This window comes from Methylophilus sp., from assembly GCF_035460085.1.
GTDB lineage: Bacteria > Pseudomonadota > Gammaproteobacteria > Burkholderiales > Methylophilaceae > Methylophilus.
The window spans coordinates 30,619-51,867 of sequence record NZ_DATHWZ010000029.1; the positions used below are offsets into that span (position 1 = coordinate 30,619).

General features: G+C 50.7%; 19 protein-coding genes. 6 read left to right on the forward strand and 13 right to left on the reverse strand.

The features are described from left to right. Positions 1 to 32 precede the first annotated feature (32 nt). From VK958_RS05165 to VK958_RS05225, 13 genes are all read right to left on the reverse strand, one after another. A complete protein-coding gene (locus VK958_RS05165; RefSeq protein ID WP_325239561.1) occupies positions 33 to 1,001 on the reverse strand; it encodes a crotonase/enoyl-CoA hydratase family protein in 969 nt (322 codons plus the stop codon). A gap of 196 nt (positions 1,002 to 1,197) precedes the next feature. Continuing rightward, positions 1,198 to 3,777: a bifunctional aconitate hydratase 2/2-methylisocitrate dehydratase gene (acnB, locus tag VK958_RS05170; RefSeq protein WP_325239563.1), complete on the reverse strand. Its 2,580-nt coding sequence runs from the start codon at positions 3,775 to 3,777 to the stop codon at positions 1,198 to 1,200. A 173-nt stretch (positions 3,778 to 3,950) separates the two neighbouring features. Beyond that, positions 3,951 to 4,283, reverse strand: coding sequence for a hypothetical protein (locus VK958_RS05175; RefSeq protein WP_325239565.1), 333 nt, complete (start codon positions 4,281 to 4,283; stop codon positions 3,951 to 3,953). Between the two features lie 93 nt (positions 4,284 to 4,376). Continuing rightward, positions 4,377 to 5,882, reverse strand: a complete 1,506-nt coding sequence (locus VK958_RS05180) for a fumarate hydratase (RefSeq protein ID WP_325239567.1) — start codon at positions 5,880 to 5,882, stop codon at positions 4,377 to 4,379. A 27-nt stretch (positions 5,883 to 5,909) separates the two neighbouring features. Continuing rightward, entirely contained in the window at positions 5,910 to 7,559 is a 1,650-nt protein-coding gene (locus tag VK958_RS05185; protein ID WP_325239569.1) for an acetate--CoA ligase, read from the reverse strand. Positions 7,560 to 7,754: 195 nt separating this feature from the next. Then, entirely contained in the window at positions 7,755 to 8,885 is a 1,131-nt protein-coding gene (locus tag VK958_RS05190; RefSeq protein WP_325239571.1) for an HpcH/HpaI aldolase/citrate lyase family protein, read from the reverse strand. Continuing rightward, positions 8,882 to 9,184: an FAD assembly factor SdhE gene (locus VK958_RS05195; protein WP_325239573.1), complete on the reverse strand. Its 303-nt coding sequence runs from the start codon at positions 9,182 to 9,184 to the stop codon at positions 8,882 to 8,884. Before VK958_RS05195 ends, VK958_RS05190 begins: the two co-directional genes overlap by 4 nt. Before the next feature lie 9 nt (positions 9,185 to 9,193). Continuing rightward, on the reverse strand, positions 9,194 to 9,940 hold the full coding sequence (locus VK958_RS05200) for a succinate dehydrogenase iron-sulfur subunit (RefSeq protein WP_325239575.1): 747 nt from the start codon (positions 9,938 to 9,940) through the stop codon (positions 9,194 to 9,196). A 1-nt stretch (position 9,941) separates the two neighbouring features. Next, on the reverse strand, positions 9,942 to 11,732 hold the full coding sequence (gene sdhA / locus VK958_RS05205) for a succinate dehydrogenase flavoprotein subunit (protein WP_325239577.1): 1,791 nt from the start codon (positions 11,730 to 11,732) through the stop codon (positions 9,942 to 9,944). Between the two features lie 10 nt (positions 11,733 to 11,742). Further along, on the reverse strand, positions 11,743 to 12,096 hold the full coding sequence (gene sdhD, locus VK958_RS05210; RefSeq protein WP_325239579.1) for a succinate dehydrogenase, hydrophobic membrane anchor protein: 354 nt from the start codon (positions 12,094 to 12,096) through the stop codon (positions 11,743 to 11,745). Between the two features lie 26 nt (positions 12,097 to 12,122). Further along, positions 12,123 to 12,512 carry a succinate dehydrogenase, cytochrome b556 subunit gene (gene sdhC, locus VK958_RS05215; RefSeq protein ID WP_325239581.1) on the reverse strand — a complete coding sequence of 130 codons (390 nt, stop codon included), beginning with the start codon at positions 12,510 to 12,512 and terminating at the stop codon, positions 12,123 to 12,125. Between the two features lie 21 nt (positions 12,513 to 12,533). After that, on the reverse strand, positions 12,534 to 13,733 hold the full coding sequence (locus tag VK958_RS05220) for a malic enzyme-like NAD(P)-binding protein (protein ID WP_325239594.1): 1,200 nt from the start codon (positions 13,731 to 13,733) through the stop codon (positions 12,534 to 12,536). Between the two features lie 243 nt (positions 13,734 to 13,976). Then, positions 13,977 to 14,711, reverse strand: coding sequence for a GntR family transcriptional regulator (locus VK958_RS05225; protein ID WP_325239583.1), 735 nt, complete (start codon positions 14,709 to 14,711; stop codon positions 13,977 to 13,979). 191 nt (positions 14,712 to 14,902) lie between these two features. Between VK958_RS05225 and VK958_RS05230 the strand changes: the two genes are divergently transcribed. From VK958_RS05230 to VK958_RS05255, 6 genes are all read left to right on the forward strand, one after another. Next, positions 14,903 to 15,784: an HpcH/HpaI aldolase/citrate lyase family protein gene (locus VK958_RS05230; protein ID WP_325239585.1), complete on the forward strand. Its 882-nt coding sequence runs from the start codon at positions 14,903 to 14,905 to the stop codon at positions 15,782 to 15,784. Between the two features lie 39 nt (positions 15,785 to 15,823). Continuing rightward, a complete protein-coding gene (locus tag VK958_RS05235; protein WP_325239586.1) occupies positions 15,824 to 16,882 on the forward strand; it encodes a MaoC family dehydratase in 1,059 nt (352 codons plus the stop codon). 2 nt (positions 16,883 to 16,884) lie between these two features. Next, a complete protein-coding gene (locus tag VK958_RS05240; RefSeq protein ID WP_325239588.1) occupies positions 16,885 to 17,883 on the forward strand; it encodes an HpcH/HpaI aldolase/citrate lyase family protein in 999 nt (332 codons plus the stop codon). A gap of 26 nt (positions 17,884 to 17,909) precedes the next feature. Further along, positions 17,910 to 18,788, forward strand: a complete 879-nt coding sequence (gene prpB / locus VK958_RS05245; protein WP_325239589.1) for a methylisocitrate lyase — start codon at positions 17,910 to 17,912, stop codon at positions 18,786 to 18,788. A 19-nt stretch (positions 18,789 to 18,807) separates the two neighbouring features. Continuing rightward, positions 18,808 to 19,974, forward strand: a complete 1,167-nt coding sequence (gene prpC, locus VK958_RS05250; protein WP_325239591.1) for a bifunctional 2-methylcitrate synthase/citrate synthase — start codon at positions 18,808 to 18,810, stop codon at positions 19,972 to 19,974. A 148-nt stretch (positions 19,975 to 20,122) separates the two neighbouring features. Further along, positions 20,123 to 21,249 (forward strand): bifunctional 2-methylcitrate dehydratase/aconitate hydratase (locus tag VK958_RS05255; RefSeq protein ID WP_325239593.1); only part of this gene is annotated, 1,127 nt, incomplete at its 3' end.

The following is a 21,249-nucleotide window of genomic DNA, read 5'->3' on the forward strand; positions in this document are numbered from 1 at the left end:
CCTTTGCACTCAGCATGTTCGCGGATGTTGCATCATTGATTCACGACCTGTTGTTGCGCCGTTTCTAACGCCTGCTCTGCGCCTGCTGCTTGACTCACATTTTCATCCTGGGCAGGGAACAAGCGAGATTGGGCACGGCAAAACCGGTCCATCACTTTCAAATCGCGCTCAGTCAGCCGCAATGCATTTTCTACCCATACATTAACAATATCTTCCAGTTCACCATAGGTTAACGGGTTGATTCTGGCCTTGGCTTTCTGTGCAGATAAAAAGCCTTCAGCCTGCCTGCTGTTTTTCTGGATAAATGCCTGCACAGCCTGCTCGCCTTCCCCTTCATCCACCACCAGATCGATCAGTCCCATTTCCAGGCATTGCTCTGCGGTAAAGCGTTCGCACCCCAAGATCATTTTATCGGCCACGGCCATCCCGGCTTTGCGGGCAATAAAACTATAAGCTCCCATACCAGGAATCATGTTAAAAAATAATTCCGGGAAGCAGAATACAGATTGACGCTCGGCAATCAGCACATCGCTGGTCAATGCTGCCTCTATGCCAGCGCCTAGTACTTCGCCCTGCAACAACGATATTTTAGTGACATGATCAAGATTAAAACGGAAAGCGCGTTGTGCAACGACATCAATACTCAGCTTGGCATACGCCTGTAACTGGGTACGATCCTGGTTACGGATGGCCATGGCCATTTTTTGCAGGTCCCCACCCATATTGAAATAACCGGGTGTTGCCGAGGCTAAAACTGAGTAGCGGATGGGTAACACTTCTTCATTGTCGGTTTGTACATAGCCCCCGCTGCGCTGGATATCTTCATGATGCGTATGTAGATCCTGCAGCAAGTCGTGATTGATGCAAGGGATGCGCTGTGGTTGATGCAGATAACTCCACAAGGTCTGTTGCGCTGCATCAAAACGGCAAAATACCTGGCCGTAATCATGCGCCAGTAAACGATGTTGATAATTAACCAATCCTTGGTCAAACGGTTTCATGTGCTTCTCCTTGACAGTGAAAAAATGGTGAATGAACTCAACATAAGGTGACGCGTGCGCATCAGATAACTTACGCCGGTGAATACATCATAATCAAAAGTGAAGTCAGCAATTCATGTTTTACAGTTGCAAGGATGCGTTCGAATAAAACACAAAAGGGAGCCTAAGCTCCCTTTTGCAGGTAGACCGGAAACCGTTAGGCAGTTTCTTGTATCGGTATGATTTTTTTCACATTTTGCAGAGAGTCTGCATATTGTGTCATCTGGTCAAAATTGAGGTATTTATAAATCTCGGCGGTATTGCTGAGCTTGGAACCCAGAGTGTCCAGGTACTCCTGTACCGTCGGCATCCTGCCCAGTTTCGCACACACGGCTGCCAGCTCGGCAGAGCCAAGGTAGACACGCGCATCTTTACCCATGCGGTTATCAAAGTTACGGGTAGAGGTTGAGAATACCGTCGCTTTATCCGCCACACGCGCCTGATTACCCATACATAACGAGCAGCCAGGGATTTCGGTACGCGCACCTGCGACACCGAATGTGGAATACACGCCTTCGGCACGCAATTGCGCTTCATCCATACGCGTAGGTGGTGCAATCCACAAACGTGTCGGAATGCCACCAGCGCCTTCCAGCACTTTACCTGCTGCGCGATAATGACCAATGTTAGTCATGCAACTACCGATAAATACTTCATCAATCTTGTCACCCACTACAGCAGACAAAGGCTTAATGTCGTCTGGGTCGTTCGGGCAAGCCACCAATGGCTCTTTAATATCAGCCAGGTCAATTTCAATGATATGGGCATATTCAGCATCGCTATCCGGTTGCAGCAGTTCCGGCTTAGCCAGCCAGGCCTTCATGCTGGCAATACGGCGTTCCAGCGTACGGGCATCTTCATAACCGTTTTCGATCATGTTCTGCATCAATACGATATTTGAGCTCAGGAACTCAATTACTGGTGCTTTATTTAACAAAACGGTACACCCGTTAGCAGAACGTTCCGCTGAAGCATCGGCCAGTTCAAAAGCCTGCTCGACTTTCAGGTCCGGCAAACCTTCGATTTCCAGAACGCGGCCATTAAACACGTTTTTCTTACCTTGCTTGCCAACGGTCAAAGTGCCCTCTTTAATCGCGGCGTAGGGAATCGCATTCACTAGGTCACGCAAAGTGATACCTGGCTGCATTTCACCTTTAAAGCGCACCAGCACTGATTCAGGCATATCCAGTGGCATCGCGCCAGTGGCTGCGGCAAATGCCACCAGGCCGGAACCGGCCGGGAAGCTGATACCAATAGGAAAACGGGTATGCGAGTCACCCCCGGTGCCAACGGTATCCGGCAGGATCAAGCGGTTCAGCCAGGAGTGGATCACACCATCCCCGGCACGCAAGCTCACCCCACCGCGGCTGGACATAAACTCAGGTAACTCGTGTTGCAACTTGATATCGACCGGTTTCGGATAGGCAGCAGTATGGCAGAAGCTTTGCATCACAAGGTCGGCGCTAAAGCCCAGGCAAGCCAGCTCCTTCAACTCGTCGCGTGTCATGCCACCTGTTGTATCTTGTGAACCGACGGTGGTTGCCTTGGGTTCACAGTAAGTGCCAGGGCGCACGCCAACACCTTCAGGCAAGCCACAGGCACGGCCGACCATTTTCTGTGCCAGCGTATAACCCTTGCCGGTATCAATGCCTGGAATAGACTTAATGAATACCTCAGTGTCTGGCAAGTTCAATGCCTTACGGGCATTTGAGGTTAAGCCACGGCCAATAATCAGTGGAATACGGCCACCGGCACGTACTTCGTCTGGCAAGGTGATCGGGTTCATTTCAAAAGTAGACAATAACTCGCCCGCCTCTGACAACACTTTGCCTTCAAATGTCTTGATGACTATCACATCGCCGGTATTCAATTTGGACACATCACATTGAATCGGTAATGCACCGGAGTCTTCCGCGGTATTAAAGAAAATAGGCGCAATCTTGCTGCCGATCACCACGCCACCGGTACGTTTATTCGGGATATACGGAATGTCATCGCCCATCCACCATTGCACTGAGTTGATGGCGGACTTACGTGAAGAGCCAGTCCCGACGACATCGCCAACATAGGCTAATGGCAAGCCTTTTTGTTTCAGGTTTTCGATAACGCTCAAGCCATCTGGCACGCGGTTAATCAGCATGGCATTGGCATGTAACGGGATATCCGGACGACTCCAGGCATCTTGTGCCGGACTTAAGTCATCGGTATTGGTTTCACCATCCAGCTTGAATACGACCAGCTTGATTTCTTCAGCTAACGCAGGCTTGCCGGTAAACCACTCGGCGTTTGCCCAGGAGGTCATCAATGTCCTGGCGTGCGGATTACCTGCTTTCATTTTTTCATCAACATCGTGAAAGGCATCAAACATCAAGATGGTGGTAGAAAGCGCTTTCACTGCATGTGCCGCCATCGGCGTATCCAGCAACGCTACTAGCGCCTGCACGTTATAACCACCCAGCATCGTCCCGAGTAATTCGACTGCATGCTCAGGGCTCACCAGTGGCGAACTTGCTTTGCCATTGGCGATATCCGCCAAAAAAGCCGCTTTGACATAAGCTGCCTGGTCAACACCCGCAGGAATTCTGTTTTGCAGTAGATGTATGAGTAACCCTTCCTGACCGGCTGGTGGATTTTTCAACAACTCGATCAGGCTAGCTACTTGCTCGGCATTGAGCGGTAAAGGAGGTAAGTTTTGCGCGGTGCGCTCTTTCACGTGAATATCGTATGCTTGTAACATGTGTAGGCTCTATCAATAAACAATGTCGGTGATGATGCAATCAGGCCAGATTTGGCTGTGTGCGAGGTGTCTTTCAACTCGATTATAATGCAGTCCATTCAGCAGAATGTTAACTGGTTGTAACATTCGCCATTATCCTCAAAATGACCGTTTCCGGCAGCATGAATACAACACTAACGGTTGCTGTCGCTATACAACTCTTTTGCAAAAGGGGTGCTGCAACTTTTTCCAGCCGCAGACGACTCCCATTTATCCAGCAATTCTTTTTGGTAACCTTTGCCATGCTGCTTTTCCAGATAGGCACGAACTTCAAAGACATCGGCAAACCCGTTATGGTCGTGATCCATCAAAGCAACCTGGTCTTCCAGTGACGGCCCGTTATAATGACCATCCTTGTCTGTAAAATAATCCAGCGATGATTCGGCATACCCTGGCAAACTGAATGCAAGCATCAGCCCAATCCCTGCTGTTAAACGCTGTAAAACCCCATTGTTCGTTTTTATCATACTGGCCTCATTTTTACCCTTAGTAGTATGACGTATCTTTCACCTATTGGTGCACATTCACAGTGATATGACTCACACAGGCTGCGCAACCCATTACACGGCGTGCAAGGCAATTTTTTTCTTCCAGTGCGCCGGGCCGATAGTGTGCACAGATTCACCACTCGCACTCACGGCGACTGTGACCGGCATATCCACTACATCAAACTCATAGATGGCTTCCATCCCCAGATCTTCAAAGGCCAGCACGCGAGATTTCTTAATCGCCTTGCTAACCAGGTAAGCTGCACCACCGACCGCCATTAAATACACGGATTGATGTCTGGCAATCTCGACCAGTGCCTCTTCGCCACGCTCCGCCTTGCCTATCGAGCCCAACAGGCCGGTGCTAAGCATCATATCGGTATAACTATCCATGCGTGTCGCAGTTGTAGGTCCAGCCGGGCCAACGGCTTCGTCGCGGACAGCATCGACCGGGCCTACGTAATAAATAAAACGGTTACTGAAATCAACCGGCAATGACTCGCCTCTATCCAGCATGGTTTTGATGCGTTTATGCGCAGCATCACGCCCGGTCATAATTTTGCCAGTCAGGAGCAAGGTGTCACCGGTTTTCCAGTTGTGCGTTTCGGCACGTGTGACTGTTTCCAGGTTCACACGTTTGGCCTGCGGACTTGGCGCCCAATGTACATCCGGATAAATATCCGGGCTGGGGGGCGTCAGTTCCGCCACACCAGAGCCATCCAGCGTAAAGTGCACATGACGTGTCGCTGCACAATTCGGAATGATCGCCACCGGCAAACTGGCTGCATGCGTTGGATGATCCAGGATTTTCACATCCAGCACAGTCGTCAACCCGCCCAGGCCCTGTGCACCTATGCCTAACTGATTGACCTTTTCATACAACTCCAGGCGTAGTTCTTCAATTTTGTTCTGCGCGCCACGGGCTTGTAGTTCCTGAATATCAATCGATTGCATCAGGGATTCTTTGGCCAGTAACATGGCTTTTTCCGCGCTTCCGCCTATGCCTACGCCCAACATGCCTGGCGGGCACCAGCCGGCACCCATTTTCGGCACCACTTCCATCACCCAATCGACAATACTATCGTTGGGGTTGAGCATGGCCAGTTGGGATTTATTTTCAGACCCACCACCTTTGGCGGCAATCTGCACATCCACTTTATCGCCAGCCACCATTTCGACATGCGTAATCGCAGGTGTATTGTCTTTGGTATTTTTGCGAGCACCCGCGGGATCATTGACGATAGAGGCACGCAAGGTGTTGTCCGGATGCAGGTAAGCGCGCCGCACGCCTTCGTTCACCATCTCTTCCAGCGTCATGTCGCCTTCAAACCGAGCCTGCATGCCCACTTTCACAAATGCGACGACAATCCCGGTATCCTGGCACAAGGGTCGTTTGCCCTCGGCGCACATACGCGAATTGGTGAGGATCTGCGCAATGGCATCTTTGGCTGCGGGCGCCTCTTCTTTTTCGTAAGCTGCGGCCAAGGCCCGGATATAGTCTTCCGGGTGATAGTAAGAGATATATTGCAAGGCATCAGCAATACTCTCGATAAAATCTTGCGTTTTGATCAGGGCCATGGGGTCTTTGGTGATATCTAAATTTGCTTACCGGGCATTACTTTTACTGTAGGCGATGGCCGGTCCAACATCCTTACGCAGGATTTTACCATTTTTAGTACGCGGGAAATCTTTGGCCAGGTAGACCGTTTTCGGCGTTTTATAAGCGGCCAGGTGCTGTTTGCCAAACGCGATCAACTCATCCGCCTGTAATTCCACATCCGGTTTCGGAATCACGTAGATCACCACCAGCAATTTATCTTTTTCAATTTCCTCACCAATGGCCGCGCAATCCGCCACGGCAGGATGGCCTTTATAGACGCGTTCGATTTCATAAGGCGATACGCGGTAACCGAAGCTCTTGATAATGTCATCCTTGCGGCCCAGGAACCAGATATAACCATCAGCATCATATTTGGCATAATCACCGGTGAAGAAATATCCATCATGCTTATACTTCGCGGTTTCTTCCGGCAAGTTCCAATAGCTCAGGAACAGCCCTGGATCAGTCTCCGGCACGCAAATCATGCCTTCTTCGCCTTCAGCGACCGGTTCGCGCGTGTCTGGATTGAGCAATTCCAGGTCATGTCCGGGCTGCGGAAAGCCAGCCGACCCGGCACGGATAGGCCGGTAAATGCTTTGCGACAGGTAATAAGAAAACTCACTCATCCCTACCGCTTCATAAATATCCACGCCAAAGCGTTCACGCCATTGCGTCAGCACTTCATCGGACAAATGCTCACCAGCACTCATAAAATGGCGCACGCTTGGCACGTCGGCCTGGGTGGCAGTGGTTTTTTGTAACAACTGGCGATAAATCGTAGGCACGCCAATAAAGATGGTGGCTTTATGTTTGGCAATCAAGTCCAGCCATTTTTGCGCATCATTTTTCCCCTCATGCACAATCACAGTCTTGCCCAGGTATAGTGGGTCCATCAGGCCGGTGCCCAGCACATAGGTCCAGTTAAATTTACCGGAATGCATGATGCGATCTTGCAACTGCTCGCTGTAGTTAAACCAGTATTCCGCTGCTGGCTGACGCCCGAGTAAAGCGCGATGCGCATGGAGTACGCCTTTAGGATAGCCGGTGGTGCCTGAGGTATATACCAGGTAAGCGGGATCTTCAGCACGCGTCGGACAAGCAGCTTGTACATGGTTTACTGCCGCCAAGGCTGATGTGAGTGGCAAGATATTGAACGCCGCAGAGGCAGTCGTATCGCCAGTCTGCTGCGTGAGTAAAATATGTTTCAGGTTCGGCGTTTGTGCAATATTTGCCTGCATCTCGGCAGACATGTTTTCCCAGGCAGCCGCGTCGGTCACCAATACAACAGCGCCAGAATCCTTTGCCAAATAAGCCACTTCTTCAGCTGTCAGCAAGGTCGAAGTGGGTACCGAAATCGCCCCGGTTTTCATCGCGCCTAAAAATGCAATCGGGTAATCCAGGCTATTAGGTAAACGAATCAGGATGCGGTCCCCCGCCATCACACCCAGATCACGTAACACTTGCGCAAACCTGTCAGTCAGGTCAGCCAGCCCTGCAAAAGTAATCGTGCTGGTACCGAAAGTATCATCCTCCACGATCATGGCAATCTCGTCTGCTTTTGCAGTACCAAGATGACGATCGCTGCAAGCGACGCCGATATTGAACAATTCGGGAATATCCCATTGCCATTGTGGATAAGGCGCAAACTGTGTCATTTCAAAACCTTTCTTTCCTCAAGTCAGCAATCGGTAAACTGCTGATTTCACCATTTGCTCTTTTGAAACAAACGCATCAAAAATTTCAGATTTGCTTTTAAGACTAGGCGCCCGGAACACAGAAACCGCAATGTACTGTAGTACATGAGGATTTCGAGTACCGCGTAACAACGTATTAAAAGCAAAGATAAATTTTTATAAAAGAATGCCGTAGGGCCAGTTCTGGCGTACCACCTGCGCCGGCATCAACTGCAACACATGCAAAGCAAACTCCATGTCGCTGGTCTTCAATGCACTCAAGGCATGCGCCCGCAACAGGGTTTGCAATGCCTTACCAAACATGGGTGGATCCAGCATCTCGCCCTCAAACTTGATCGCCCCGCCCAACAAAGCATCCGCTTCAATCGCGGCTTTCAATATCGCGACTTTCTGGTTGATTTCAGTCGGGGACGGGGTATAAGCGGTTTTGCACAAATGAATATGGCCAGGGTGGATCACTTGTTTGCCAGTTAAACCCATGGCAGCTTCCTGGCAGGCATGCTTGTACACCACCCGAGATTCGTTATCGCCATGCAGATCCAGCCAGCGGCGGACATCGTGCGGCTCGACAAACTTGTCCGGCATGATATTGCTGCCGATGAGCGTCTCCACGCCGCCAATCACGCCTTTACCGGCAATCCTGGCTTCAAAAATCAGTTGATTGATGAAGTAAAACAACTCTTCGATCCAGTGTTCCGGCGTGATGTGTATTCCCAGCGCTTTGGAGAAGTCATGAATGCCAAATACCACATGCTTCACCGTGTCGTATTGCATCAAATCCGGCGCAATTTTGAGCGATTTCGGGTGTTCGATAATCGGCTGTATCGTGATATGCGGATTAATACTGATTAAAAAACTGGATAAATCCCGCACCTCCGCTGCGCCGTAAGACTCCCCGGCTTTCGCCAGCATGACCACATCAATATACTCACCCATGTCGCGCACCAGTTTCATATCTTCTTCGTACTCATCCGTACGGAAAGAGTTGGCACGGATGGCAATCGTTACGCGTTCATTGACCTTGCGCAGTTTTGGTAACTCCTGTCGTAGCAGGGTCCGGCTCATTTCTTTCTGCCGACAACCATCTTCCAGGTCAAAAATCAGGGTGTGCGCATTAGTAAAATGGGCATGCTTGACCATACGGTTGGCGGCCTGCTCCATATCTTCGTAAATGCCCAGGCTGGGCGCATATTTCACTGGCGGATAATAAAGTTGTATGCCTGGCCAGTAATCGCCTAGCGCGCTGGCATCCAGTGCAATCGGCTCTTCTCCCATATGCAGCATCATGCCGTTTCCTGTTCTGCCGAGGGTCGGCTAGCTCTTAATTTTCGCAACACTTCTTTGTACTGTGCCGCCAATGATTTTGTCCTTGAATCTTTAGTTTGAATATCCTGTATCAACTCCCAGAATACGTTATCCGGCAGCTCCAGCAAGGTATCCAGTTGCGCCATTTCTGCCATGGTCAGGCCATTAAAATGTGCGATGACAAATTGTTGTAACACGATATCCAGTTCCAGCATCCCGCGGCGGCAGCGCCAGGCCAGTCGCCGCTGTTCTGCTTCACGTAAAATTTCTGCATTCAACATGACGACTCCTTAAAGTACTTTGATCCCGAAAATTTTCTTGCCAGGCACATTCTGTTTGTGTGTTTTTGCATTCTCTATTTTCAAATCCTTGATGGCTGCAATCGCCGCATTCGGATTGAGTTTTTTCGGGCATACATCGGTACAGTTCATGATGTTATGGCAGCGGTATAAGCGATAAGGATCTTCCAGGTTTTCCAGCCGTGCTTCCTGCGCTTGATCGCGACTGTCCGCGATAAAGCGGTAGGCTTGCATCAAGCCGGCAGGGCCGACAAACTTGTCCGGGTTCCACCAGAAACTCGGGCATGAAGTGGTACAGGCACCGCACAAAATACATTCATACAAACCGTCGAGCTTGGCACGATCTTCCGGGCTTTGCAGGCGTTCGGTTTCCGGCGCGGGGTCATTGTTCTGCAGGTAAGGCATCACCGAATGATAGTGATCGAAGAACTGGGTCATATCGACCACCAGGTCACGGATCACCGGCAAGCCGGGCATGGGGCGCAACACCACAGGCTCTTCGAGCGTATCCAGCTTGGTGATACAGGCGAGGCCATTTTTACCATTGATATTCATGGCGTCACTGCCACAGACGCCCTCGCGGCAGGATTTGCGCATGCTCAAGGTGTCATCGACCACTTTCAGGCGCATCAGCGCGTCCAGCAGCATCTGGTCACTGTCTTCAAGCGCAATATCGTAGTCCTGCATATAGGGCTTTTTGTCTACATCCGGATTAAACCGGTAGATGGAGAAGCGCATATCAATACACCCTTTTCTTCAACGCAAATGTTTCAACGCTCAGTGGTTGCAAGCGCACCGGCTTGTAAACCAGCTTTTGTTCGCTGGCAAAAAATAGTGAATGCGTCAGCCATTTAGCATCATCGCGTTCCGGGTAATCTTCACGCGCATGCGCACCACGGCTCTCCTGGCGGGCATGCGCGGCGTGCATGGTGGCTACCGCCACTTGCATCAGGTTATCCAGTTCCAGCGCTTCCACCCTGGCAGTGTTGAATACTTTACTTTTGTCGTTGATACGCAAATCCTGCGCACGCCTGGTCACTTGATCAATGGCACTGACGCCCTCTTCCAGTAAATCCGGAAAGCGGAATACCCCGCAATGCTTTTGCATGGTCTGGCGCATGGCGTCACCGGTAGCCGCGACATTCTCACCGGCAATACTGCTTTCAAGCCGGTTCACGCGTACCAAAGTTGCATCAGCTACATTGGCAGGCAAAGGTTTGTGCGCTTTGGCACTGCTAATATCCACAGCCATTTTGTCACCCGCTGCTTTACCAAATACCACCAGATCCAGCAGCGAGTTAGACCCCAGGCGGTTGGCACCATGCACCGATACGCAGGCGCATTCGCCGACTGCGTACAAACCATGAATGACTTTTTCAGATTGTCCATCGTGTATCACTACCTGACCATCCAGATTGGTAGGAATACCGCCCATCATGTAATGCGCAGTCGGCACCACAGGAATCGGGGCATTGGTTGGATCGACCCCGGCAAAGGTTTTGGCAATTTCGCGGATCCCCGGCAGGCGCTTGTTGATAATGTCGTCACCCAGATGGTCTAATTTCAGGTAGACCGCATCTTTGTGTTTGCCTATACCGCGGCCCTCTTTGATCTCGGTCGCCATCGCTCTTGACACCACATCACGGCTCGCTAGGTCTTTGGCGCTAGGCGCATAGCGCTCCATAAAGCGCTCACCCTCGCTGTTAACCAGATAACCGCCTTCGCCACGTACGCCTTCGGTGATCAATACTCCCGCATTCAATACGCCGGTTGGATGAAACTGCCAGAATTCCATATCCTGCAATGGCAAACCGGCACGAGCGGCCATGCCCAACCCGTCACCGGTATTGATAAACGCATTGGTACTGGCCTGGAAAATACGGCCACCACCGCCAGTGGCTAACATGGTTGCCTTGGCGTGAATGACATGAATATCACCGGTTTCGATTTCCAGCGCAATCACACCCAACACATCGCCGTCACTATCGCGGATCAGATCCAGGGCAAACCACTCAATCAGGAACTGGGTATTGGCTTTCACATTACGCTGATACAACGTGTGCAACATGGCGTGTCCGGTACGATCCGCCACCGCGCAAGTCCGTGAAATCGGCTGTTCGCCAAAATTACGCGTCATGCCGCCAAACGGGCGCTGGAAAATACGTCCATTCTCCAGCCGGTCAAACGGCATGCCAAAATGCTCCAGCTCAATAATCGCCTTGGCGGCATTGCGGCACATAAACTCAATCGCATCCTGGTCGCCCAGGTAGTCCGACCCTTTAATGGTGTCATACATGTGCCATAGCCAGTTGTCGTCCGAGACATTGCCCAACGCTGCAGCAATGCCGCCTTGTGCAGCGACGGTATGTGAGCGGGTAGGAAACACTTTAGACAGCACAGCCACATCGGCACCTGATTCTGCCAGTTGCAGCGCGGCACGCAGGCCAGCGCCACCACCACCTACGATGACGGCGTCTACCTTGTGATGTTGAATATTGGTTGCAGCTGTCATATTGTTTAAACTGGCCATGCCACTCACCTTAATAACTCATTCCAAACAGAATCCACACAACCGCCAGCGTATTTCCCAAAACGGCGAGATTAACCAGCCATTGCAACGCGAACTGGCAGCCCAGATGCGGTACATAGTCTCGTAACACATCACGTACCCCCAGCCAGGCATGCATCAGCATGCACGCAAAAAACCACAGGCAAATCAGGCGCCACCACAATGGTGAAAACACAGAGAGCCAACCGGCATAATCCTGTGGTGCCAGCCACCATACACGCAGCCAGAACAGTATTAACACCACCGCCATCGACAGCGCACACAAGCGTTGTGTCAGCCACAGCCGCATGCCTGGATACCTGGCGGTCAGTAATTCAAAAAGCATGACTGAAACTCATTTTTCAAACTTATCTACCAAATAGCGTACAGTACTAATAACATTGTCACCGCCACCAGGCTGAGCACAACCCGGCTGGAAAAACGCGCTTTTTGCAGGGTTGTCATCCAGTGTACATCCATGGCCAGATGCCGGATCCCGGCGTAGAAATGATGAAAAAATGCCCAGGCCAGCCCGGTCAATAACAGCTTTACCGGCCATTGCTGTAACTGTGCCGTGACGACTGAGTAACCTTGCGCATTACGTAACGACAAATACAGTGCCCATAGCAATAATGGCTGAACCAGAAAAAGCACTACGCCACTGGCGCGGTGCATAATCGACACAACGGCATTGACCGGCAACCGGATCGTGAACAGATTCAGGTTTTTGGGCCGTTGCTTTTTTTGCCTCTTTACAATCATGTGTTGCTTCCAGCCTGGCCTTTAACCTTGTTTTGCCGCACGGGAAACCGCACCGGACACATAAGCCATCAGGCGTGGATCAAACGGTTTCGGGATAATGTACTCCTTACCAAAACTGAGGGATTCCAGTTGGTAAGCGTCTAATACTTCCTGCGGCACGGGTTCACGCGCCAATGCACTCAGCGCCTTGGCGGCAGCCACTTTCATTTCCTCGGTAATCTGTTTCGCCTGTGCATCCAGTGCACCACGGAACAGGTAAGGGAAACACAAGGCATTGTTGACCTGGTTGGGAAAGTCGCTGCGACCGGTCGCCATAATCACATCATCGCGGACGGCAAACACCTGGCCAGGCAGAATTTCAGGGTCAGGGTTAGCCAATGCAAAAATGACAGGATTGGCAGCCATGCAGGACACCAGCTCCTGCGGCAAGCCATTCTTGGCAGACACGCCGATAAACACATCTGCACCAGACATGGCATCCGCCAGGGTGTTAATGTGCCCAGGCGCAATCGCTAACTCGCGGTTATTGTCATGTAAATCGTCACGCGTGGTGTCGAGCACACCTTTACGGTCAATCATGATGATATTCGTCGCGCCCATTAACTTGAGCAATTTGGCACAGGAGCAACCCGCTGCACCGGCACCTAAGAATACGATTCTGGCACTGGGCAATGTTTTACCTTGCAGTTCAAGGGCATTCAGCAATGCAGCCGCCACGATCACGGCGGTGCCGTGCTGGTCATCATGAAATACCGGAATATCCAGGCGTTTTTTCAATTCATTTTCGATATAAAAACAGTGCGGTGCAGCGATGTCTTCCAGGTTGATGCCGCCAAACGTGGGGGAAATATTCACCACCGTTTGTATAAACTCATCCGGCGTCGCCGCATTCACCTCAATATCAAACACATCAATATCGGCAAAGCGTTTGAACAACACCGCCTTGCCTTCCATGACCGGCTTGCCTGCGAGCGCACCGACATTGCCAAGACCCAGCACGGCAGTGCCATCGGTAATCACGGCGATCAAGTTACCTTTATTAGTGTATTTATAGGCATTGGCTGGATCCGCTTCAATTTCACGTACCGGCTCAGCGACGCCTGGCGTATAAGCCAGCGACAAATCCTGCTGCGTCGCACAGGGTTTGGACGATTCAACGCTCAGCTTGCCCGGCTTGGGAAACTGGTGGTAATCCAGTGCGCGTTTTTTTAAATCGTCCATCATTTAACCTCTTTCTTTTGTACCATCAATGACGGCAACAAGACTTATAAACATGCATTTTGGCTAAACTGACCAGCGAAGACATTACAACCAGTACGGTAGCGATGCCGAGCAACGAAAAATGCATTTTCAACAGCTTTCTATTTCGAATGATTTAAAAACTTCAGTAGCAAGGCGAACGAGCGCAGACAGTGCGAGTAGCACGGCAAGCGAAACTCAGCGTAGCTAATGAAAAATTATTCATCATTCAAGCTCGCTCATGTAGTGGTGATCGTCAGTCAAACACAAGCCAAAACGCCACTCCATGGGTTTATCGCCATAAGTGAATGACACGCGCTCAATACTTAATAGTGGATAACCTTCCTTAAGGCCCAGGGATTTAGCGACTTCAGCATCCGCCGCCACTGCCTTGATACGTTCTTCAGCACGTATCATGCGGATACCAAACTGAGACTCATACATGCTGTACATAGAGCCATTACTTTCTTCCACCTTGGCGCGGTTCAGGCCTTTAAATGGTGCTGCAGGTACCACAATATGGTCATAAATTAGAGGGCGGCCTGAAAAAGTTAACAGACGCTTCACTTCAATGGTAGTCGCACCGGCCTTGATTTCCAGCACTTTACCGATATGGGCATTGGCTTTACTTTTGATACAGGAAAGGAATTCGTTTTGCAGCAACTCCTTCTGGCCATTTTCTGCCGTCAGCCGCAGGAAACGTAATTTCACGTCATCCTGGTTATGCGTGGCGACAAAGGTGCCTTTGCCCTGCCGGCGAATCAGGATATTTTCAGTCGCCAGGCTATCAATCGCTTTACGCACAGTACCCTGGCTTACTTTATAGCGTTGCGCCAAGTCAATCTCACTGGGGATCATGTCACCCGGCCGCCACTCGCCGCCTATCAGGCTTTGCGTAATCAATACTTTGATCTGATCATATAAAGGTCTATAACTCGCCGATGCAAACTGCTTATCCATATAGGTAAACGCTCCAGATAAACGCCATGTTCAATATGCGAGAAACGCTCCCGCTATGCTTAATTAATTTATACCATAGACAAAACTCATATGTCCACTATTTTATATCTTATATAAGACATAAGATATTCATTGACAGACAAAATTTTATCATCAATAATTCAATGAAACCTCCCTAGCAAGGAAAAACAATGCCCAACCCACTCAGACCCAGGCGCTCAATGCTTTACGTGCCAGGTTGTAATACACATTACCTGGAACGCGCACGCACGCTGGCAGCGGATTCCGTCATTCTTGACCTGGGTGATCCCATATTGATAGATGCGAAATTGCAATCACGCGATAATGTAGTACAGGCTGTCAAACAAGGCGGTTATGGCAAGCGCGAAGTGGTTGTTCGCGTCAATGACCTTGATTCGCAATGGGGTCATGATGATATTCAGGCGGTGGCTGACGTGGGCGCAGATGCCATTCTGTTTCCCAACATTGAATCACGTGAAGATGTATTGCGTGCCCAGCAATTGCTGGATGATGCCGGTGGCAGCCATGTGCCCATGATGGTCATGATTGAAAGCCCGCTGGCAGTACTCAACGCCAAGGAGATTGCCGCGGCTTCGGAGCGTGTGATCTGCATGGTGATGGCGACCTCTGACTTGATCTCACAGCTGCATGCCCGTGTCACGCACGAGCGTTCAGCCATCCTCACCTCATTATCTCTGGTGATCCTGGCGGCGCGTGCCTACGGTAAAGGTGTGATTGACGGTATCACCAGTGATTTCAAGAATATGCATTCTTTTGAATATGCCTGTCGCATCGGCAGGGATATCGGTATGGATGGCAAGTCACTGGTTCACCCGGCACAGATTGCTTACTGTAATGATGCGTACACACCGCAACGTAATGAAGTCGAGCATGCGCGCCTGATTATCAAAGCGCTCAAAGAAGCCAATGAGGCAGGACGAGGCACGGTGGTGGTGAACGACAAACTGGTTGAACATCACCACATTAAGGCTGCTCAGCGGCTTATTCATTTGGCTGAAGCCATTAGCGAACTGGAAGAAGAGTTTATTTAATGACTACGCATATATTGATAGATACAAAAGGAGGACACCATGCAAAGTAAAATCCATGCAGGCCGTTTCTTCGAGGACTTCAAACTGCACGAAGTCATCCAGCATGCTACCCCACGCACGATAACGGCGGGTGATACTGCACTCTATGTCGCCTTGACTGGTGCGCGTAATCCGCTGCATTGCAGTGAGCCACTGGCGCAGGCCTTGGGTTACCCAAGTACGCCAATAGATGACCTGCTGGCATTTCATATCGCCTTTGGCAAAACGGTGCCGGATGTTTCCGTGAATGCCGTCGCCAACCTGGGCTACGCCGATGTACGTTTCTTACAGCCGGTCTATGTCGGCGACACCCTCACCACTTCTAGCGAAGTCATCGGCCTTAAACAGAATTCCAGTGGCAAAAATGGCGTGGTGTGGGTGCGCTCAACCACCCTTAACCAGCATCAGCAACCCGTGCTTAGCTGGGTACGCTGGGTGATGATCCAGAAAAAAAATCACGAAGTCCCTGCTCCGCAAACCTTCATTCCAGAACTGCCTGAATTTGTCGCCGCTGAGTCACTGACCGTGCCAGCCAACTTCAAGTTACAAAATGCGCTGGGCGTTGCCACCGGCGGGAAGTACTGGTGGGATGACTATGAAGTGGGCGAATGCATGCGCCACCCGGCTGGCCTGACCATCAATGAAAGTGACCATACCCTGGCCACGCATCTATACCAGAATAATGCCCGTCTGCACTTCGACGCGCACCTGATGAAAAGCACGCCACAAGGCAAACGCCTGGTCTATGGCGGCGTGGTGATTTCAGCCTGCCGTGCGCTCAGTTATGAAGGCCTTGAAAATGCGATCTCTATCCTGGCGATTAATGGCGGCACCCATGCCAACCCGAGTTATGCGGGTGACACGATTTATTGCCTGACCAAGGTGTTGGACAAATGGTCCCTGCCCCATCCTGAACTGGGCGCATTACGCCTGCGTATGGTGGGTGTCAAAAACATGCCACCAACCACGCTTGAAAATATCAAGACCACGCAGGGCTATCACCCGCATGTGGTGCTCGATCTTGACTACACGGTACTCATTCCACGTAAAGGAAACTAATCATGGCTGTTCATCCAAATCAGGCATTGTTTGGCGGTGAAAAACCGTTTCCAGTGATACCCGCCTGTGAACATTTCGCAGGCAGTGAAAAACTGATGTTAAAAGCATTGTCACTGCAAGATCCTGCAAACCCTAATGGGGTGGGGCCGGTATTTGATATTACCTGTGATTGCGAAGATGGCGCTGCCAGTGGCCAGGAGCAAGCACATGCAGAAATGATAGTGCGTATCCTGAATTCCGACGCCAACCAATACAAAATGGCCGGTGCACGCATTCATGATTACACGCATCCGCACTGGAAAAAAGACATCGACATCCTGGTCGGCGGTGCCGGTGAGGTACTGAGCTACCTGACCATTCCCAAATGTACGGATATTGCGCAAGCCCGCGAGATGATCAGCTACATCCAGCTGGTCGCCAAGCAACATGGCATCACACGCGAAATCCCGGTACACCTCCTGATCGAGACGCATGGTGCCCTGCGCCAGGTGCACGAAATTGCGCAATTGCCGTGGTTACAGGTACTGGATTTCGGCTTGATGGATTTTGTCAGTGCACATCACGGGGCGATTCCCGCCAGCGCCATGCGCAGCCCGGGGCAATTTGATCATCAGTTACTGGCGCGTGCCAAAAGCGAAGTCGTTTCCGCCGCACTAGCCAATGGCGTGGTGCCGGCGCATAACGTCACACTGGATTTGAAAAATGCAGAAGTGACTTACAGCGATGCATTCCGGGCGCGTAACGAATTCGGGTTTATGCGCATGTGGAGTATTTACCCCACACAGATTCAGGCGATTGTCGATGCCATGAAACCCAATTTCGATGAAGTGAGCGATGCAGCGAATATCCTGCTGACTGCACAAGCGGCCGACTGGGGCCCGATTCAATATGCCGGGGAATTACATGACCGCGCCACCTATCGTTATTTCTGGGAAGTGCTGCAAAAAGCCAAGCAAACCGGCGTCAACATGCCCGCCGAAGCCGAAGTGGCTTTTTTCTAACATAGACTGAATTTAGGAAACAGATCATGACTCAATCTCTTACGCCGGGCGCGCGCTTTCGGGCTGCGCTGGCGGCAGAACATCCGTTACAAATCATAGGTGCCATCAATGCCTATCACGCCATGCTGGCGAGCCAAAGCGGCTTCAAAGCCATCTACTTATCTGGCGGTGGCGTGGCGGCAGGTTCACTTGGATTGCCGGATTTAGGTATCTCTTCACTGGAAGATGTATTGATCGATGTGCGTCGCATCACTGACGCGGTGGAGACGCCGTTATTAGTCGATATCGATACTGGTTTTGGCGGGGCATTCAATATTGCCCGTACCATTAAAAGTGTGGCCAAAGCGGGTGCTGCTGCCGTGCATATTGAAGACCAGGTCAGTGCCAAACGCTGCGGCCATAGACCAAACAAAGCGATTGTGAGCCTGGATGAGATGGTAGACCGCGTAAAAGCCGCAGTGGATGCCAAACCGTATGATGACTTTGTGGTCATGGCACGTACCGATGCACTGGCAGTCGAAGGATTACAGTCTGCTATCGACCGCGCCTGCGCCTGTGTTGAGGCGGGTGCCGACATGATTTTTCCGGAGGCGATGACCGACCTGGATATGTACAATAATTTCGTCAAAGCCGTGAATGTGCCGGTGCTGGCCAACATTACCGAATTTGGCGCGACCCCTTTGTTTACCGTGGATGAACTTGCAGCGGCTGGCGTAGGCATGGTGCTATACCCCCTCTCCGCCTTCCGCGCGATGAACCAGGCTGCACTGACGGTGTATCAGGGCGTGCGCAAAGATGGCACCCAGAAAAATGTACTGGGCCTGATGCAAACGCGGGCCGATTTGTATACCCATCTCGGTTATCACGCCTTTGAAGAAAAACTCGACGCCCTGTTTAAACAATAAGGGCCTTCAGGAGATCACGATGAATACACCTACTGATTTACATCCTACAACTGAAGCACCCAAACGCAAAAAAGGCGTTGCATTGGCGGGTGTGGCTGCCGGCACCACCGCAATTTGTACGGTTGGTCACACTGGCAATGACTTGCATTACCGGGGTTACGATATTGTCGAGCTGGCAAAACATGCGACCTTTGAAGAAGTCGCTTACCTGCTGATTTACGGCGAGCTGCCCACCCAGGCACAACTCAACCAATATCATCAACAGCTCAAAAAGCTGCGCAGCCTGCCCACTGCACTGAAAGCGGTACTGGAACAAATTCCTGCCAATGCCCATCCCATGGATGTGATGCGCACGGGTTGCTCCATGCTGGGAACATTGGAACCAGAAGCATCAGATAGAGATACACCGGGTGCACAAGCGCTTGGCGACCGGCTGATTGCTTGTTTTGGCTCCATCCTGGTGTATTGGTATCACTTTAGCCAACGTGGTGTACGCACTGAGGTAGAAACCGACGACGATTCGATTGCTGCGCACTTCCTGCATATCCTGCATGGCAAAAAACCTTCTGCGTTGCATATCAAAGCCATGAATACTTCACTGGTTCTGTATGCAGAACATGAATTCAATGCCTCCACATTCACCGCCCGCGTGATTTCCGGTACTTTGTCAGACCTGTATTCCTGTATCACAGGTGCCATTGGCGCTTTGCGCGGCCCCAAACATGGCGGTGCCAATGAAGCCGCGATGGAAATTATCGAACGCTACAATAGTCCGGATGAGGCTGAAACTGACATCATGGCGCGTATGGCACGCAAGGAAATCATTATTGGTTTTGGCCACCCGGTGTATACCATTGCCGACCCAAGAAACGAATCCATCAAAGAAGTCAGCCGCACCCTGGCTGAAGATGCAGGCAATATGACCTTGTTTGATATTTCTGCGCGCATTGAAGCAACCATGTGGCGTGAGAAAAAGATGTTCCCTAATCTGGATTGGTACAGCGCTTCCAGCTATCACATGATGGGTATCCCGACAGGTATGTTTACGCCTATCTTTGTGATCTCGCGAACCACCGGCTGGGTCGCACACGCTATTGAACAGCGCATTGATAATAAGATTATTCGTCCGAACGCAGAATATAACGGCCCGGATAACAGACCGTTTGTGCCTATTGAAAAACGCTAAGTCCATCCTCTTTTACTCGCATCTTTAGCTATCACTATTGCTTTAAAACACGAAGCATCAAGAGCAAGGTGCATCGAAATTTACACATTTAACGAATCATAAGCAACGCAGTGATTCGCTTTTAAAACATTTGATAAGGTATAAAAAAATGTCAGCCCACATTTCTAACGTGCGCCCCGATCCAGATCAGGTGATTGTAGATATCGCCAATTACGTCGCAGATTTTGATATCAATTCTTTCGAGGCTTACGATACAGCGCGTAACTGTTTAATGGATACATTGGGTTGTGGCTTTGAAGCACTGGATTACCCTGCCTGTACCAAATTGCTGGGGCCTGTGATTGCCGGTACAGTGGTGCCTAACGGCGCAAAAGTACCAGGCACCTCCTACCAGTTAGATCCTATTCTAGCCGCCTTTAATATTGGCGCGATGATACGCTGGCTGGATTTTAACGATACATGGCTGGCTGCTGAGTGGGGTCATCCTTCTGATAACCTGGGCGGCATACTAGCCTCTGCGGATTATATTTCACGTAAAAATGTGGCTGAAGGCAAAGCACCGCTGACTATGAAAGACGTGCTGTCTGCCATGATCAAAGCACATGAGATTCAGGGTGTACTGGCGCTGGAAAATAGCTTTAACCGGGTAGGCCTTGATCACGTGATTCTGGTCAAAATCGCCTCGACTGCGGTGGTCACCAAACTGCTGGGTGGTAACAAGCAGGATATTATCAACGCGGTTTCCAATGCTTTTGTCGATGGCCAGAGCCTGCGTACTTATCGCCACAGCCCGAATACCGGCTCCCGCAAATCCTGGGCGGCCGGTGATGCTACCTCCAGGGCAGTCAGGTTGGCCTGGATGACCTTGCAAGGTGAAATGGGTTACCCAAGTGCTTTAACAGCTAAAACCTGGGGCTTTTATGATGTCTTGTTCAAAGGCAATGCTTTTAAATTTCAGCGTCCTTACGGCAGCTATGTCATGGAGCAAGTATTGTTCAAGATTTCTTTCCCGGCGGAGTTTCATGCACAAACCGCAGTTGAAAGCGCATTTCAACTAAATCAGGAAGTCGGTTATCGTTTGCAGTCGCTGGATGATATTGCAAAGATTGAGAAGATTGTGATTACCACACATGAATCAGCCATCCGGATTATTGATAAAACCGGCCCGATGAATAATCCGGCCGACCGTGATCATTGCATTCAGTATATGACGGCAATAGGTTTGCTGAAAGGCAGCTTGACTGCATTGGATTATGAGGATGAAGCCGCAGCGGA

Excerpts from the sequence above, each read along its gene's own strand:
- VK958_RS05165 (WP_325239561.1), bottom strand. The coding sequence starts at position 1,001 with ATGAAACCGTTTGACCAAGGATTGGTTAATTATCAACATCGTTTACTG.
- acnB (WP_325239563.1), bottom strand. The coding sequence starts at position 3,777 with ATGTTACAAGCATACGATATTCACGTGAAAGAGCGCACCGCGCAAAAC.
- VK958_RS05175 (WP_325239565.1), bottom strand. The coding sequence starts at position 4,283 with ATGATAAAAACGAACAATGGGGTTTTACAGCGTTTAACAGCAGGGATT.
- VK958_RS05180 (WP_325239567.1), bottom strand. The coding sequence starts at position 5,882 with ATGGCCCTGATCAAAACGCAAGATTTTATCGAGAGTATTGCTGATGCC.
- VK958_RS05185 (WP_325239569.1), bottom strand. The coding sequence starts at position 7,559 with ATGACACAGTTTGCGCCTTATCCACAATGGCAATGGGATATTCCCGAA.
- VK958_RS05190 (WP_325239571.1), bottom strand. The coding sequence starts at position 8,885 with ATGATGCTGCATATGGGAGAAGAGCCGATTGCACTGGATGCCAGCGCG.
- VK958_RS05195 (WP_325239573.1), bottom strand. The coding sequence starts at position 9,184 with ATGTTGAATGCAGAAATTTTACGTGAAGCAGAACAGCGGCGACTGGCC.
- VK958_RS05200 (WP_325239575.1), bottom strand. The coding sequence starts at position 9,940 with ATGCGCTTCTCCATCTACCGGTTTAATCCGGATGTAGACAAAAAGCCC.
- sdhA (WP_325239577.1), bottom strand. The coding sequence starts at position 11,732 with ATGGCCAGTTTAAACAATATGACAGCTGCAACCAATATTCAACATCAC.
- sdhD (WP_325239579.1), bottom strand. The coding sequence starts at position 12,096 with ATGCTTTTTGAATTACTGACCGCCAGGTATCCAGGCATGCGGCTGTGG.
- sdhC (WP_325239581.1), bottom strand. The coding sequence starts at position 12,512 with ATGATTGTAAAGAGGCAAAAAAAGCAACGGCCCAAAAACCTGAATCTG.
- VK958_RS05220 (WP_325239594.1), bottom strand. The coding sequence starts at position 13,733 with ATGGACGATTTAAAAAAACGCGCACTGGATTACCACCAGTTTCCCAAG.
- VK958_RS05225 (WP_325239583.1), bottom strand. The coding sequence starts at position 14,711 with ATGGATAAGCAGTTTGCATCGGCGAGTTATAGACCTTTATATGATCAG.
- VK958_RS05230 (WP_325239585.1), top strand. The coding sequence starts at position 14,903 with ATGCCCAACCCACTCAGACCCAGGCGCTCAATGCTTTACGTGCCAGGT.
- VK958_RS05235 (WP_325239586.1), top strand. The coding sequence starts at position 15,824 with ATGCAAAGTAAAATCCATGCAGGCCGTTTCTTCGAGGACTTCAAACTG.
- VK958_RS05240 (WP_325239588.1), top strand. The coding sequence starts at position 16,885 with ATGGCTGTTCATCCAAATCAGGCATTGTTTGGCGGTGAAAAACCGTTT.
- prpB (WP_325239589.1), top strand. The coding sequence starts at position 17,910 with ATGACTCAATCTCTTACGCCGGGCGCGCGCTTTCGGGCTGCGCTGGCG.
- prpC (WP_325239591.1), top strand. The coding sequence starts at position 18,808 with ATGAATACACCTACTGATTTACATCCTACAACTGAAGCACCCAAACGC.